10 protein-coding genes are annotated in these 16,668 nt (G+C 49.5%); 7 read left to right on the top strand and 3 right to left on the bottom strand.

The window, feature by feature from the left end; genetic code table 11:
• A complete protein-coding gene (locus LX66_RS00055; protein ID WP_145709846.1) occupies nucleotides 1–1,740 on the top strand; it encodes an alpha-L-arabinofuranosidase in 1,740 nt (579 codons plus the stop codon).
• 122 nt (nucleotides 1,741–1,862) lie between these two features.
• Here the strand turns inward: LX66_RS00055 and LX66_RS00050 are convergent, their stop codons facing one another.
• Nucleotides 1,863–4,316, bottom strand: coding sequence for a ligase-associated DNA damage response DEXH box helicase (locus LX66_RS00050; protein ID WP_145709845.1), 2,454 nt, complete (start codon nucleotides 4,314–4,316; stop codon nucleotides 1,863–1,865).
• Nucleotides 4,317–4,478: 162 nt separating this feature from the next.
• Between LX66_RS00050 and LX66_RS00045 the strand changes: the two genes are divergently transcribed.
• Nucleotides 4,479–5,660: a serine hydrolase gene (locus LX66_RS00045; RefSeq protein ID WP_158642494.1), complete on the top strand. Its 1,182-nt coding sequence runs from the start codon at nucleotides 4,479–4,481 to the stop codon at nucleotides 5,658–5,660.
• A gap of 87 nt (nucleotides 5,661–5,747) precedes the next feature.
• Here the strand turns inward: LX66_RS00045 and LX66_RS00040 are convergent, their stop codons facing one another.
• Nucleotides 5,748–6,764, bottom strand: coding sequence for a terpene synthase family protein (locus tag LX66_RS00040; protein ID WP_145709843.1), 1,017 nt, complete (start codon nucleotides 6,762–6,764; stop codon nucleotides 5,748–5,750).
• 227 nt (nucleotides 6,765–6,991) lie between these two features.
• Between LX66_RS00040 and LX66_RS00035 the strand changes: the two genes are divergently transcribed.
• Nucleotides 6,992–7,984, top strand: a complete 993-nt coding sequence (locus tag LX66_RS00035) for a terpene synthase family protein (protein ID WP_145709842.1) — start codon at nucleotides 6,992–6,994, stop codon at nucleotides 7,982–7,984.
• Nucleotides 7,985–8,017: 33 nt separating this feature from the next.
• On the opposite strand, the gene LX66_RS00030 is transcribed toward LX66_RS00035, so the two are convergent.
• Nucleotides 8,018–9,052 (bottom strand): S66 peptidase family protein, encoded by a 1,035-nt coding sequence (locus LX66_RS00030; protein WP_145709841.1) that lies wholly within the window; start codon nucleotides 9,050–9,052, stop codon nucleotides 8,018–8,020.
• A gap of 302 nt (nucleotides 9,053–9,354) precedes the next feature.
• Here LX66_RS00030 and LX66_RS00025 point away from each other — a divergent pair, with 302 nt between their 5' ends.
• From LX66_RS00025 to LX66_RS00010, 4 genes are all read left to right on the top strand, one after another.
• Complete coding sequence (locus LX66_RS00025) at nucleotides 9,355–10,776, top strand: hypothetical protein (protein WP_145709840.1); 1,422 nt, start codon at nucleotides 9,355–9,357, stop codon at nucleotides 10,774–10,776.
• A gap of 83 nt (nucleotides 10,777–10,859) precedes the next feature.
• Entirely contained in the window at nucleotides 10,860–11,978 is a 1,119-nt protein-coding gene (locus LX66_RS00020; RefSeq protein ID WP_145709839.1) for a hypothetical protein, read from the top strand.
• 53 nt (nucleotides 11,979–12,031) lie between these two features.
• Entirely contained in the window at nucleotides 12,032–13,252 is a 1,221-nt protein-coding gene (locus LX66_RS00015) for a hypothetical protein (protein WP_145709838.1), read from the top strand.
• 22 nt (nucleotides 13,253–13,274) lie between these two features.
• A partial coding sequence (locus LX66_RS00010; protein WP_145709837.1) for a carbohydrate binding domain-containing protein occupies nucleotides 13,275–16,668 on the top strand: 3,394 nt, incomplete at its 3' end.

The raw sequence follows: 16,668 nt of genomic DNA, 5'->3' as shown, positions 1-16,668 counted from the left end.
ATGAAAAAATTAACCGGTATCTGGCTGCCATGCATGGCGCTGGCCATTGCAACAGCCTGCAGTAAAAAGAAGTCAGACACGTATTCAGAGAGCACTAACGGGAATGACACTACGGGAACGGTAGTAACGCCCAGCGATCCGCCGGTAGCGGCCAGCATCGGTTTTTTTATGGATGGATGGGCGGCCAGGAATTTTACCCCGCCTGACTTTACGGAGATGGCGGCGCCTGCCGCGGCCGACGATACCGTTACCGTAGATGCTTCCTCCATCGTTACTAAAATATCGCCTGCGCTGTTTGGCAACAACAGCAACCTGTACATGAGCCAGATGGTAACGGCGCCTGTACTGCTGAACCATATTACCAACCTGCACCCCGGCATTATCCGCTTCCCCGGCGGCAACCTGAGCAGCGTCTTTTTCTGGAATGCCGCACCTGGCAATCATCCTGCCGATGCGCCCGGCCAGCTACCGGACGCCAACGGTAACAGCACTGATGCCGGCTACTGGTACGGCGGCAATACGGCGGACTGGACCCTCTCGCTGGACAACTACTACAGTATGCTGCAGCAAACCGGCAATGAGGGCATGATCACCATCAATTACGGCTACGCCCGCTACGGCACAGGCGCTGACCCTGTGGCCGCCGCCGCGCACCTGGCGGCGGATTGGGTGCGGCATGACAAGGGACGTACCCGCTACTGGGAAATCGGCAATGAGAGCAACGGCACCTGGCAGGCCGGCTACCGCATTGATCCTTCGCAGAACAAGGACGGCCAGCCGGAAATAGTGACGGGTGATCTGTACGGGCGGCATTTTAAAGTATTTGCGGACTCCATGCGCGCGGCCGCCGCTGCTATCGGCAGCACCATTCACATCGGCGCGCAATTGCTGGAGCATGAGCCGGCTTATTGGGCCACTGCCACGGACAAAACCTGGAACAGCGGCGTGCTGCAGCAGGCCGGCAACGCGGCGGATTTCTTTATTGTGCACAGCTACTACACGCCTTTCAACACCAATTCCAACCCCCCGGAAATACTGGCCTCTGCCGCCGCGGTTACCAAAGCCATGCAGGATCATGTAAAAGCTTCTGTCACTGCGGCCGGCGTGGACATGAAGCCCATAGCGCTTACGGAGTGGAACATCTTTGCCGTAGGCTCAAAGCAAATGGTATCGCAGGTGGCCGGCATGCATGCCGTAATGGTGCTGGGTGAACTGATGAAAAATAAGTTCGGGATGGCCAGCCGCTGGGACCTGGCCAATGCCTGGGACAACGGGAATGACCACGGTCTTTTCAGCCAGGGGGAAGCGGCTTCCGGTGAGACCAGGTGGACGCCCCGGCCGGCTTTTTACTACCTGTACTTCTTTGCTAAAATGCTGGGCGACCGTTATATAAATGCCACCGTGTCCGACAGTACGGCCACCATCAATGCCTATGCCTCCACTTTCAGCTCCGGGGAAGTATCACTGACGCTGGTGAACCATGGCGCGATGGCCAGGAACGTGCAACTGGACTTTAAGAACTTCCGCCCCGGCAGCCGCTTTTACTGGTATGTGCTGACCGGCGGCGACGGCAGCGGCTTTTCCCGGAAAGTGCTGGTGAACGGTAACGGCCCTGCAGGCATCGCCGGCGGCCCGGACAACTACGCCAGCCTGAAAGCGTATGCCGCTGCTGCGCAGCAGGGTATCAGGGTGGCGCTGCCGCCTATGTCTGTAGTGTTCATGGTGATAGATAAGTCATAGTGTTATATCAGGCATGAAAGGGAGAAGGGAAAAGGGAAAAAGGACAAAGCCGCGAAATAAGGAACAGGCTCGCTTCCCTTCTCCTTTTTCCCTTTTCCCTTTTCCCTTTTCCCTTTCACATTTCAAACCTGTTTCAGCATTTTTTTGATGCGGTCTTCCAGCTTTTCGCTGGTGAGCTGTTCCCGCAGGCTGTCTACCTTGATGGGGAAGCAGAAGGGGGTGAGCCGCGCCGGCTCCGTGATCACGATGCGGCTGTGGTAAATGCGCTCCAGGGCTTCGCGCAGGCGGGCCTCTTCCATCTGGTAAAAGAAGGCTTCATTGAAGGCCTGCCGTAGCAGCAGGTTGTGTGCATCATAATCCTTGAACACGTTGAACAGTAAGGAAGCGGATGATTGCAGGTGACGGCTGGTCTTGTGCTTGCCGGGATAGCCCTGGAACACCAGGCCGGCAATCACCGCAATGTCGCGGAACTTGCGTCGCGCCATTTCCGTAGCGTTCACGCTCATAGGCAGTTCCGTGCCCAGGTTTTCCGGGGAGAACAGTTCGTTTACGTTATCCGCATCCACGGGTATGGGCTGGTCACTGAGCAGCTCGAAACCGTAATCGTTCATGGCAATGGAAAAGGTGATAGGCTGTGTACGGCTGATGCGGAAGGCCAGCAGGGCCGCCATTACTTCATGCACCAGCCTTCCCTCAAAGGGATATACGAAAAGGTGGTAGCCGTCTTCCGTTTGTATCTTTTCTACCAGCAGCTCCTTGTCGCCCGGTATGTGGGAGAGCTGTTCCTGCAGGTCGAACAGTGGTTGCAATATGCGCAGCTCCGGCTCCTGTGAGGCGCCGGAAAGCGCTTCGTTAAAAGTGCGGCGCAGTATCCGGCCCAGGTTGGCGGAGAGGGGCATGCGCCCGCCGCCCCAACTGGGAACAATGGCCCGTTTGGCTTTGGATTTGCGCACCAGCACCGTCATGTCCTTGATCATCACAAACTCCAGGATGTACCCGCTGATGCTGAAGGTATCGCCCGGCTGCAGGCGGGCAATGAACCATTCCTCTATCATGCCGATATAGCCGCCGGACATGAACTTTACTTTCAGCATGGCGTCGCTCACGATCACGCCGATGTGCAGGCGGTGGCGCATGGCGATCATGCGGCTGCGGCAGCTATAAAAATTGCCCTCCCGCTCCAGCTTGCGGAACTCGTCGTAGCTCTGCAGCGCTTCCCCGCCGGTGGTGAGGAAGGAGAGTATCCATTGCCAGTCGTCCGTAGTGAGATGGCTGTAGCAGAAAGTGCCCGTCACTTCCTCCCATATCTCGTCCGCATCAAAGCCGTCGGATACGCCCAGCGTCATCAGGTATTGCAGCAGCACATCATAGGCCAGCAGCACAGGCAGGCGGCTTTCTATCGTTTCTTCCGCCATGGCGGCTTTGAGGGCCGCCGCTTCCACCAGCTCCAGGGAATGGGTGGGCAGGAAATAGATGCGGCTCACTGCGCCGGGCTGGTGCCCGCTGCGCCCCGCTCTTTGCAGGAAGCGGGCCACGCCTTTGGGGCTGCCTACCTGTATCACGGTATCCACGGGGCGGAAGTCCACGCCCAGGTCCAGGCTGGCCGTGCACACTACCGCCTTCAGCACGCCGCTGTGCAGGTTCTCTTCTACCCAGGCGCGCAGCTCCGCGTCAATGGAGCCATGGTGCAGGGCGATGGCGCCGGCCAGGTCCGGGCACTGGCGCAGTATTTCCTGGTACCATATTTCAGACTGGGAGCGGGTATTGGTAAAGATCAGCGTGGTGCGGCTTTCCAGTATTACGGGCAGCGCCTTGGGCAGCATGCGCAGGCCCAGGTGCCCGGCCCAGGGATATTTTTCTATCTCGTCCGGCAGCACGCTTTCCAGCGCGATCTTCTTTTTCAGTTGCGCGCGTATGATCACGGCCCGGGGATCGGGTTGGCCCAGCAGCACGTCCAGCGCTTCGTCCAGGTTGCCGATGGTGGCGGAGATGCCCCATACTTTCAGTGGAGGGCGGCCGGCTTTTCGGGCCAGCCCTTTGAGGCGGCTCAGGGCCAGCTCCACCATCACGCCGCGCTTGCTGCCCAGCAGCTCGTGCCACTCATCCGCCACTACGGTGTGCAGGGAGGTGAAGAGGCGGGCATATTCTTTCTGCGCCATCAGCACGTGCATGCTTTCCGGGGTAATGATCAGCACTTCCGGCATCTGCTTTTTCTGCTGCTGCCGTACGGCCGTAGGCGTATCGCCGCTGCGGATGCCCACCTGCCAGGGCAGGTCCAGCTCCTGCAATACCTCTTCCATGGCGCGGCCAATGTCCTTGGCCAGCGCCCGCAGCGGGGTGACCCACAGCAGTTGCAGGCCATTCTTCGTTTTATCGCGGTACGTTTCCGGGTGACGGTCAATCCAGTCTATCACCACGCCCAGGAACAGGGCAAAGGTTTTGCCGTAGCCGGTAGGGGCATTCACCAGCCCCGACCTGCCCTGCCGGTAGGCTTCCCATGCCTGCTCCTGGAAGGCAAAAGGCTGCAGTTCCCTGGCAGCCAGCCAGTCGGTGATCACTTTCCATCCTGCGGTCATACTGTGAAAGTAAGTAAGAATTAATAATTCCCCCCGTAATCTCCCCCGGCCGATCCGTTAAGCCGGAGATACCATTCGTTAACCCGCCCTGTTGCCCTACACCTGGCAGCAGCATCTTTGCACGCAGTAAACCCTTTACACCATCTAAAACTTAAAATGACAATGCAACAAAGATTTTTTTTACCATTTGCTCTGCTGCTGCTTGCAGGATGCCTGTTCTCCTGTAAAAAGGACATTGACATTATCCAGTATCCACCCTCGGCATTCAGCCTGGACAAATTTGAACAGGGTATTATAGACTCGCTTGAGGGCAAGGCTGTGGGCTATAGCTACAGCATTTCACAAAATGGCCGGCAGGTAAGGAAAGGAGCAGGCGGCGCAGCGGTGGCCGCATGGGATAGCCGGCACGGACTGGCCGTTCCGCATTCCTGGAATAAGAGACAGGACCTGGCCAGTTGTAGTAAAACGATCACCGCGCTGACGCTGATGCGCTTACTGCAGGACAAGAACATGAATGAAAAGGCCCTGCTGATCGATTACCTGCCTTCGTTCTGGGAAAGCCCGGCCTGGAGCTTTAATGACATCAACTTTGATATGCTGATGCAGCATAAAACAGGCATGCTTGAGGGTGAACTTGATTATTACAGCCTGAAGCAGCGGGTAGAAGGCGGCGGTATTTTCCTGCATGGGAACTACAATTATCGGAATATCAATTACGCCTTCTTACGTATAGCAATTGCCTACCTGAGCCATGGAGCAGAGCTGAAAGCGCTGGAGGAGAAATACCTCAAAGACCCTTCTGCGGTAAGTGAATCACTGCTGATAACGGCTATCAACAATTATTACATTGAACAGGTAAATCAAAAGGTGTTTGCGCCCTGTGGCATCCCGTACACTTATCCAAAGCCGGATGGAGAAACCAACCCGACCATGAACTACAATTTTAAAACCCAGGACCCGGGATGGAACAAAGGGGATATGACGCAGTTTGCCGGCAGCGCAGGCTGGAGGTTATCTTCCGAAGAGCAAAACAATATACTGGCGCACCTGAAATACACCGAAGATATTTTGAATAATACCTGGAAGAAAAAAATGAATGACAATTTATACGGATGGAGTGCTGTCCGGAACCTGAAAGGAGGACCGGCCTACTCTCACGGGGGGTATCATGAAGATAAATATGCTCCCAATAAGGCGCCGGACCCCAAGGGAAGAGGTTGTTATACCATTCATGTGCTCTTTGGCAATAATATTGAGGCGGCCGTCCAGGTCAACTCCCTGGGCGGAACAGGAGCGATGGCGGGCGTTGTGTTTCCTGCCTATAATAATGCCTGGAACAAGTAATAATGAAGGTTTAACTTATTAATTGCTGTAAATAAATTTATAACAGGGCCCGTGTATTAACGAGGCCCTGTTCTGGTACCCATCAACCTAAAAATGTTTAACTGCTATTTCATGAGTGGTCTCGCCTTTCCCATTAGGCGGAACGGGAAATCCTCCAACCTGGTACCGTTTCGATCCACTGTTATAATACCAGGAATTTAGACCGCTGATCATTTGTTTTATATAGAAAATAAATTCCTCCGTTTCTTTCTGGTACGGGCTGAAATCCGGCAGGTGGTCTGCCAATGTTACAAATTCTTCTACAAATTCGTCATGCATTCGCATGCCCGCCGTACAGGCTTCATCAAAAGATATTTTATTGTGATGTTGTAATAATGTAATGATGTTGAAAGTCTCTGATTCTATTGATAGCTCTTTCCTGATCGTTGCAAAATCGTTCTGAAGAGCAACAATTATAGCCTGCAGCATTACTATGCGCTGGATAACGGTATGCTTATAAATATAATCAGGTAAAGCAAAACCGGTTAAGGTACATATCTGGTCAATAAATGGGATCATGCCTATGGAATTGGCGCGGATCAAATGGAAAAGGGGAAGTGGGGGAACGTCCTTGCTGATCTTGTACGGCGATTCTTCCATGGTCCCGTCATTAAGAAACCGGTATTTATAGTTCATAGCTATCCGTTTAATCCAGGAATCGGGCATCCCGAAGGCAATCCACTCCTTTCTATTGGTTTGCATTTGACGAAGTATCCCTTTTTCCTCCGGCCGGGGCTCGTCTCCCATCATTACCTCGAAGACCCGGTCCCTGAAGGCGGCTATCTCCTTTAGCGGTAAAAGCTCTACATAATCGTCAGTTACCGTCATATAAATTACGAAACGTGCTACGGCACGGACTTTGTCCCGGTCGGTAACGGTGGGTACCATAAAAGCGCCTACATCGGCTAACCGGTTCTCTTTATACCTTGCGCGCGCCTCTGGCGATAGAAATTGATAGTCCTCGTCATACCAGTTACATTCCTCTTCGTTGAAGGCTCCAACGAAGGGGCTTTGAAAGACTGGCCAGGGATATACTGGCTTGGGCACATTTAACGGCGTGTTCATAGTGTTGAATGTTTAGGGTTTTGTTATTAGAGGAATAGCCCGGAAGATACCTTTCAAAGGTATGACCAGCGACAGGAAGCCTGATCGCAGCGTTTGAAATGCAAAGATGTTTTTCTACTGCGATCGTGCTGCTTTGTTCGTTATTATTTTTGATGTGTTAAGTAAGCCCTGAAGAATAATCCCGGAAGGAATCCCCTATTATTATCCACTAAATATTTCAACAACTTATGAACGCACAAATGCTTTCCAGGTTCCGGTATCCATTCCCAACCCTGAAAAATCCCTTTGCCGAGGCCCTCCAGGAGCTAACCGAACACGAGTGGATAGACAAGGAATACCGTTGGCTATACCAGGATGATGAAGCTACAAGGTTGAAGTATAAAAGAACTCAAACAGCGCACATTGCCTCGCAATGGTTTCCTACCGCAAGCTATGAACGGTTGCAGCCTGTTTGCCGGCTGATGCTTTGGACACTCTACAATGACGATATATACGAAGAAGCGCTCCCCGAGGAGATACGCCAGGTGCACACACGCACCATTGCCATATTGAAAGGAGAGATGACCGCAGGGGAGTCCAGGTTGCCGCTTGGCCAGCTATTGGCTGCTTTAAGGATGGAATTGTCAGCATTCCTTACCCCGGGTTCCCTGCAGCGTTTTGTTGCTGCCCTCAGCAGTTATTTTACAGGGCTGGAGCAGGAAATGAGCTACAAGGCCAGGAAGACTTTCCCGGGCGTGGAGGAGTGCCTGGCTATCCGGGAAAACTCGCTATGTCTTCGCCCCTTCCTGGAGCTGGCAGATATGGAAACCAGGCAGCCGTTGCCGGATGAAATACATGACCACCCTGTAATGCAGCGGCTCATGTCCCTGGCTATCCGGATGATGGTATGCTTTAATGAAGTGCAGTCCGTAATAAAGGACGAAGCTACGGACGGCATTTATTATAATGTGGTAAAGGCCATTCAGCATAACCGGAATCTTTCACTTGAAGAGGCATGCCTGGAAGATCTGCATATTCATAACGAATACCTGAGAGAGTTTATTCATCTGCAGTCATTTCTGCCGGATTTTGGCAAATGGCAGGATGTAGTAATTAACCGGGTGCACTATATAAGCATGACGTTAAGCGGCTGGAAATCTATCTCCTTTAACCTGCCAAGGTATAATAGTACAGACGGTTTCCCTGCTGTTAATGTTTTAAAGCAGCAAAAGTATAGGTAGCGCCTTCCGGCTGTCGGCCCCCAGGCCTGTGCATTATCTCATTTCCGTTAGAAGGGCACCCTTATCTTCCACCGCCAGCCGGTGCATCACCCCGCATTTCAGCGCATAATTATTCCGCTGGTGCCCTACGGGAAATTCGAAGCAAACAGGGTAGGACAGGTGTTGTATCCGCTCCATGATCATATCATACACCGTGCGGCCAAATTCCTCGCCAGGATCATCGGGCTTGATGCGGTTAAAGCCCCCGATGATCAGCCCTGCCAGGTCGTTCAGCTTGCGGGAGCGGAACAGGTTGCCCAGCATGCGGTCCAGGCTGTACAGGTATTCCCCCGCATCTTCCAGGAAAAGTATTTTCCCGACGGTGTCTATCTCCGAGTTGGTGGCCGCTACGCTTTGTATCATGGAGAGGTTGCCGCCAATGAGAATGCCTTCCGCTATGCCCATGCGGTTGCGGGTATCCGGCGGGGCGCTGTATTGCATCCGCTTGCCTGTAAGCGCCTGCTGTATGGAGAGGATGGTGTTCTGCACCTCCGGGTCGGCGGTAGCAAAGTCGTCCGGGAAACTGTTGCACATCTTGGAGTGCAGGGTGGCAATACCAAAGTGACGGTTAATGTGTGTATGCAGCACCGTGATATCACTGAAACCGATGATCCATTTCGGGCGCTGGCGGAATCGGGAAAAGTCCAGCCGGTCCACAATCCTGGCGCAGCCGTAGCCGCCGCGCGCACACATGATGGCCCGGATGTTATCATTGTCCAGGAGCGACTGCAGGTCCTGCCGGCGCTCCTCATCGGTGCCGCCAAACGTGTAGTCCCGTTGGCCGATGGTTTGCCCGGCGTGTATCTTAAAGCCCCAGCTTTCCATTATGCGCACCGCCGCTTGTATCTCCTCCGTGGTAATGTAGCCTGCCGGGCTGGTAATGCCGATGGTATCGCCGGGTTTGAGATAGGGCGGTATGAAAGGGTAGGATTCCGCGACGGATCTTGCTGCTGCCCGGGACCCGCGGCCCAGTGCGGGGATGCCCAGGCCGGCGCCCAGTAGCGCAGACAGGAAATGCTTACGGTTCATGGATTAAATGTAATAAAATGCCCGGAAAGGGGGGCGGTCAGGTATTCCGTGATATAATTACCAGTTAATAATTCGTAGCACTGCCTTTCAATGGAACAGAAGTGTTACAGGCATTATAATTATTACTGTGTTATGCTACTAAGTAGCAATTTGAATGGGGATAATAAGTATGGTGTCCCGTCTTTTAGCCTTGTAGCAGCCTTGCAACAAAAAGGAGCCAGGGATGGGTATACAACGAAAATTTTTTAGGGGAACTCGAAAGAAAATGTATTTTTACTGCTCGAAAGATTTACCCCATCTCTATGAGATTTTTTTGTTATGTGATCCTGTGCCTTGGTTGTTTGAATACTGTTTGTGCCCAGGACAGTACCCTTTCTCATTTACAGCAATTCCCTGGTAAATATTTTGCCCAGATCAATAGCAAGTCCAACCGATTTGAAAAGCAGGTGAGCAGGCGCTCGGAGAAAGCCCTGAACAAACTGGCCCGCCAGGAAAGGAAAATGCAGGCCAGGCTGGCAAAGATCGACTCTGTAGCGGCCAAGAACATCTTTACCCGCTCTATTGATTCTCTAGGTAATTTAAAAAGCAAGCTCCATCAAAAAACAGCCGGCCTGCAGGCCTCTGCTGGCAGCTATTCCGGCTACCTGGACACGCTGCAAAATTCCCTTTCTTTTCTCAAGGATGCCAAAAAACTGGGCGAACAATCCAAAGCCCTGCAAGACAAGTTGAATGGTTCCTTGCAGCACGTGCAGGCGCTCCAATCCAAGCTTCAACAGGCAGAGCAGATCAAGGCCTATATCCGGGAGCGGAAACAACAGTTGAAGGAGCAGTTAGCCCAGTACACTGGTTTTAGCAAGGACCTGCAAAAGATCAACAAGGAAGCTTATTATTACGGGCAGCAACTGCGCGAATACAAGGAATTGCTGAAAGATAAGAAGAAGGCGGAAGCCAGGGCCATGGAGCTGTTAAAACAGGTGTCGGCCTATAACAGCTTTTTACAAAAGCACTCCCAACTGGCCAGTTTGTTCAACTTGTCCGCCGCCGGCAATACGGCTCAGAACCTGGAAGGCTTGCAGACCCGTGCCCAGGTGGAGCAGCTGATCCAGCAACGGCTGGGTAGCGGCGGCCCCAATGCGCAGGCAGCGGTGAGCCAGCAGCTCTCGCAGGCGCGGGAGCGCTTCAATGAACTGAAGGACAAATTCCCCAATGTAGATAATGCCGCTGATATGCCGGACTTCAAACCCAACGAGATGAAGAGCAAAAGCTTTTTGCAGCGGCTGGAGTTTGGCGGCAACCTGCAGTTCCAACGTTCTTCCCAATATTTCCCGACCACCAGCGACATTGCCGGGCAGGTAGCCTACCAATTCCACAAGAATGGCAGCGCGGGCATCGGCGCCGCATATAAGCTGGGCATGGGCACCGGTTTTAACAACATCCGATTTTCCCACCAGGGGGTAGGGCTGCGCTCTTTCCTGGACTGGAAGCTGAAAGGCACTTTTTACATCAACGGCGGTTTTGAACAGAACTACAACAGCCAGTTGCTGAACGAGGAGCAGTTGCGGAATTTCGACAACTGGCAGGGGAGCGCCCTGATCGGGATCAGCAAGAAGTACAAGATAAGCAGCAAGCTGAAAGGGAATATTATCCTGCTGTATGATTTTTTACATAACCAGCATGTGCCCAGGACGGACCCTATAAAGTTGAGATTGGGCTATAATTTTTAACCCGTCAGTAGTATGCAGATAGATTACGTAGTGTTAACCGAATGTTGCCTGAAATAAAAGTTTAAAAACATCACACATTAATTATGTATAAAAAGTTACTCTTCCTTTTGCTGATCGGCATAGCCGCATCCAGGAGCTATGCCCAGAACTATGATGTCCTGACCTATGCCTTTAACGGCACTGCTACCAATGGGGTAAAGATCAAAACGAATTTGCCGTTTACTGACGGCAGCCAGATGCCAACATTGATCTTTGAGGGCTATAATTATGTTGGCTCAAGTCCCGTAGGGCTGTTACTGACCTACTACATATATAACGGCGCCTTTATAAATGCCAGGGTGTCTTCATATGGCACTTACACGCCACCTATTTACCTGGCTAATGAAGGAGGGAAAGTAGTGATTTTTATTGATAGCAAAGATTATTATCTCAGGTTCAGCTTAAGGGCCTTTGGTAGGGATAGGTCCGCGGAAACAGCTACTAATTACCAGGGTTGGACTACCGCAGATGAGGCTTTATTGGCTACTGCTACCGCAAAGCTGTTGGTGCCTTATCAAAACCAATTTTCCGGGAAGGTAAGCATTGGAACCAGCGCTCCACAGGCGGGCCTTCATGTAACCAATGTCAACACTTTGCCAAATGGGGAACTGGCTGCTGCCGTGTTGGGCAATGCCTACAACCACTGGACTTACTTTGGCAGCACAAGCGGCGGGAAGATCAGGGGTAGCAGTGAAGGTTATCTTGCATTAGAAACTAATCCCAGTGGAACTAATAAAAATTTGTACCTCAATGTAACATCTCCCGGGAATATTCTTATGGCCGGAGGAGGAGGAAATGTGGGGGTCGGAACTTCCAATCCCGGTTCTTACAAGCTTGCTGTTAAAGGTACTATCGGTGCACAAAAGGTAAAGGTGACTCAAACCGGCTGGGCAGATTTCGTGTTTGAGCCGGCGTATAATCTGCCTTCCTTAGCTGAACTGGAAACCTTTATCCATGTGAATAAACATTTACCAGATGTGCCGACGGAACAAGAGGTGGTCAGCGAAGGGCTGGACCTGGGAGAAATGGATAAAAAACTGCTTCAAAAAATCGAGGAATTGACCCTGTACCTTATAGATCAAAACAAGAAAATCGAAACCCAGCAGGAAATGATTGAAACCCTTAAGACAGAGGTGTCACAATTAAAAGCTAGCGTTCAATAATTTCTGCAATTCAATATTAAGCGGACAGTACAATTATACCAATCCTTTTAACTATGAAAAAAGTATACCGATTTCTTCCATTTGTTTTTTTAATTCAGTTTGCTACTACTACCGTATCAGCCCAGGGCACCCGGCAGTACTATACTAACAAGGCAATATCCGGGCAGACAGAAGAAACGCAGGGGGTCAATTACTTATTGCTGCATAAAGCATATGCGGACGCTTTAATGGCTGATCATTACGTAATGGGAAAGATATCAGCCATCAGGGGGGGTGCCTGCTGCTGGAACCGCAAGTGGACGGTAGAAGTAAATACCGCCAGCGCTTATAACACTGACCGTGGAAGTATTATCACTTATAATGAACCGGCTTCGCTGGTGACGCTTATTTATAATGGCGAGAAGTACCTGGCGGTTTCTATTAACAACAACTCCAGCCTTAATGCTTTCTCCTTTACGGGATATGCCCAGAATGACTCCCTTAAGCTTGTGTATGATGATAACGTTAGCAATGTGACGCCCTTTACCAACTATGATCCGGTGACCATACAGGGAAATGTGGGGATAGGGATTCCTGGCGCTGCAGCTAGGTTGCATGTTACTGCTCCGCAGGGAACGACATTGGCGAAATTTACACAATCTGATATTGTGCATACGGATGCTTATTTAAGTATAGAAAACTCAACCACCGTTACCGGGCATTTTATTCCTGTTTTAAGAGGACGTAGTAAGGCCCCTGGCAGGCCCTTTGGTGTATCGCTGGTTGGCGAAGCCGATGATATTGTGCCGCCGAACGATGAGTCTTATGGCGGCGCGGTTATAATAGATGGCAGAAGTAAAAATGGGACCGCGCTGGTAAATAATAATGTGCTGATGGTGAACAATTATACCCAAAACCTGGTGGCGGTGAAGGCGAATGGGAGTGTAGGGATAGGGGTTACAGATACCAAGGGGTATAAACTGGCAGTAGCGGGGAGTTTGATCGCGGAAAAGGTGAAGGTGAAGCTGCAGGGGAACTGGCCGGATTATGTGTTTGAGGAGGATTACCAGCTGCCGTCTTTGGCAGCAGTAACAAGCTATGTGCAGGAGCATAAGCATTTGCCGGGAATGCCTGCCGCGGAAGAAGTGGAGAAGGAAGGAGTGGATGTAGGAGAGATGAATAAGCGGTTGTTGAAGCAGGTGGAGGAGATGATGTTGTATATGATGCGGCAACAAACTAAAATTGAAGCACTACAGGAAGAGATAGAAAAATTGAAAAGTAATAAAAACAATTAAGCAAAATATTTAATAAAGTATTATGAAAAGGAGACTTGCTTTTTTGGTATGTTGTTGCATTACTGTCCAAAGTTTGTTTGCTCAACTCAAACCAATAGCTCCACTAGAGCCGGAAGCTGCAGAGTTATTTAAATACACGAATATGCCGGTCAGCCCCTTGACTGGTGTCCCCGAGATCAGTTACCAGTTGTATGAAATCAACACTGGTAAAATCAAATTGCCGATAACATTGAGTTATCATGCTTCCGGTATTAAAGTAAACCAACGAGCAACCTGGGTGGGGTTAGGTTGGTCTCTTGTACCCGGTGGGACAATTTCACGGACGGTTAGAGGGAGTATAGATGAGGATCAAAACTATGGATGGTTTAATCATACCGCTTCGCTGGATGATATCTCGTGGGGGACGGCGACTTACGACGAGATGCGTAACTGGAATGATGGTCGTCCCGATCCGGAGCCTGATTTTTTTAATTATAATTTTCCTGGCAAATCCGGCAGATTTATTTTCTCGCGGAATACCCGTTCATTCGTAACTATTCCTTATGATCCTGTTGTTATTAACCGTGTTGTATCTTCCAATTCCACGACTAATAATACCTATGAGATCACCGATGATGATGGTACCCGGTATTACTTCGAGAATAAGAAGAATGTCGCGCAAGATGAAGATAATGCTGGTTTGCAGTCGCATTTACAGGAATGGAATCTTACCAGGATTATTTCAAATGATAACGCGGATACTGTTTATCTGAATTACGATTATTTCAGCAGCGGCGGAGATCAAAGTACGGAAGTGGTTACGAATTTTTACCGGACTTATCATCGGGAAAATGGTTATCCTCAGTTTAACATGAATGATATTACTTCTAATATTACTTATTATTACCATAATACAAGTAAGCTAAAGGAGATTGTCTTCAGGCAGGGGAAGGTTGTTTTTTATGCTAACACTATGCGAACTGATTATGGCGGTCCTGCTTTGGATAGTATTGTGATTTATAGCAAGAATGCCAGCGATTATGAGAGGGTGAGGAAGGTTTCATTTGCCTACGATTATTTCTATAGTGGAAATACGCCGGCAAATTCTGTTGACTACCGGCTAAAATTGTTGTCGTTCACTAAAGAGGATATTAGTGGTGGACAACCGGAAACCTATCGGTTTGAATATAATAATACCCCTTTGCCACGTGTTTTTTCCTATGCAGCAGACTATTGGGGTTTTTATAATGGGGCTAAATATAATACCAGTTTAATGCCTAATAAGCTACCTGTTCAGGAAATCTTAAAAAGGTGGGGCAACGTTGGAACCGCTAACAGAGCGCCCGATGATAATTTTATAATGGCAGGGATACTCAATAAGATTACTTACCCAACCGGAGGATATACAACACTGCAGTTTGAGCCCAATAAGTACAGAACGATACATCCGGAAGTAGTAAATACCACATTGGCCTATTTTAAGCTGTATGGAACCGGGAGGAATTCTACAGTGACTAAAACAGCTGATTTCCAGGTGATATCTCCTAATCCGGGAGCTACTACTCATTCTGCCACTCTTACCATGAATTTTTCACCATTTTCTCCCAATGCTATCAATGTTGCCCAGCAAGTACAGCTTAGGGATCTAACTACAGGAACCACGATTGCTACCTGGAGCTCAACTGATTTTGGCATGGAGTATGACGACTCGCATACTGTTACTTATACTCATTTATGTAATACCGCACATACTTACCAGGTATATGTGGCTGTCAACGATTTATCTACAACTTACCTGGAAATGACCGTGACAAGCACTAAGAATGATTCCAGTAATATGATAAAGTCAGGTGGAGGTATTAGAGTTCAAACAGTTTCAAGTTATGATAGTGACAATTCTCTTCAGAAGAGAGAAGTGTATAAATATGGGGCAGATGAAGGTGGTATCGGATATATGTCTTATTCCCCTGACGATATGATCGATTATAATTTTGCAGAGTGGAGGACCAGAAGGATAGAGGATGCTGCTTCGGGATGTGCTGTTGTAGGTGGTGAAAAGATTGTTTATTTTGGGCAGCAATTATACTCCACCGTTAGTTTTCAGGGCGCTAATGTTATATATCCATTTGTAACCAGGTATGAGTATGGAAATGGAGTGCCAAATGGTAAAACAATTTATCAATATCTTACACCTAATGATTATGTGGTTATTCCGCAACCTAATGGAATGGGAGGAAAGGAGATTATTGATAATACGTTGTATGATGTGATGCTACGAACGGAACATATCTATAAGTATAATGTAAGTGATCAATCCTTTAGACTATTGAAACAAGTAACCAATAATTATAGTTTGTTGCCTAATGTCAGAAGTGAGAATGCAGTAAAAATGTCAATGGCAGTTGAATATTTAACTATCGCCCATTGCACGGCAGAGCACCCAACCGACTTTGGTTATATGAATTACACTGTCAGAAGCGGGGGATATCGCCTGAGCGGCACAAAAGTGGAGGAGTACGATGAAAACGGCAATAAACTCGTGGATACAGTGAACTATGCTTATAATTCACATGGTTACCCTACTAGAATAAACCGCCTGGATAGCAAAGGCAGGACAATATCCAATGTAATGCTTCATCCGGGAGACCATGCAATCTCTGATGCGGAGGTTGCCATATTAAATAAAATGGTCACCCGCAATATGATCCGGCAACCTTATTGGAAAGGAAATTATGTAAATAATAACCTTATGAGTTATCAACATACTTCCTTTAAGGATCAATGGAGTATGAATACTGATTTGATCGCCCCCGAAACAGATAGTTTCTGGTATTCAGGGGGAAGTGGCAATCTTACTCCAAGTGCGATTCATTACCAGGCATATGGTAAGTACGGTAATATGCTGCAGGTAACAGAGCAGAAAGGGGTTACTTCCAGTTACACCTGGAATGCAGATGAAACTTACCCTGTGTCACAAACGGTGGGTGCTCCCGTAAACATGGTGTTGTATGATGGCTTTGAGGACGCGGGCACCTGGGCTGGGGTTAGCAGGGACGGTGCACAGGCCCATACAGGGCGCTATGCGGGTCTGATTGAAAATGCGCAAAGTCGTGTAAATACTGGATGGAAGACTGTTAGCTTAACCGCATCCACTAAGTTCAAATATTCCGGTTGGATATATAGCAATGGCCCTGGTGCAGCAATTGCCTTTGTTATGAAGAGAAGTGGAGAAACAGGCGCCTATTCTTATATTGATAATATTGCTACTTCTCAAACAGGTAAGTGGGTATATGTTGAAAAGGAGTATACGGTACCAGCAGATGTTGTTTCAATGAGTGTCCGGCTTGATAACAACGGAAGTGGTAAGGTATGGTTTGATGATGTCAGGCTGCGTCCATCCGAAGCGCAGATGACTACCTATACATACACACCTTTGG

Source organism: Chitinophaga japonensis, assembly GCF_007830125.1.
GTDB classification, from domain to species: Bacteria; Bacteroidota; Bacteroidia; order Chitinophagales; family Chitinophagaceae; genus Chitinophaga; species Chitinophaga japonensis.
Note: the sequence above shows the minus strand (reverse complement) of the source record. Positions and strands in the feature narration are given on the sequence as shown.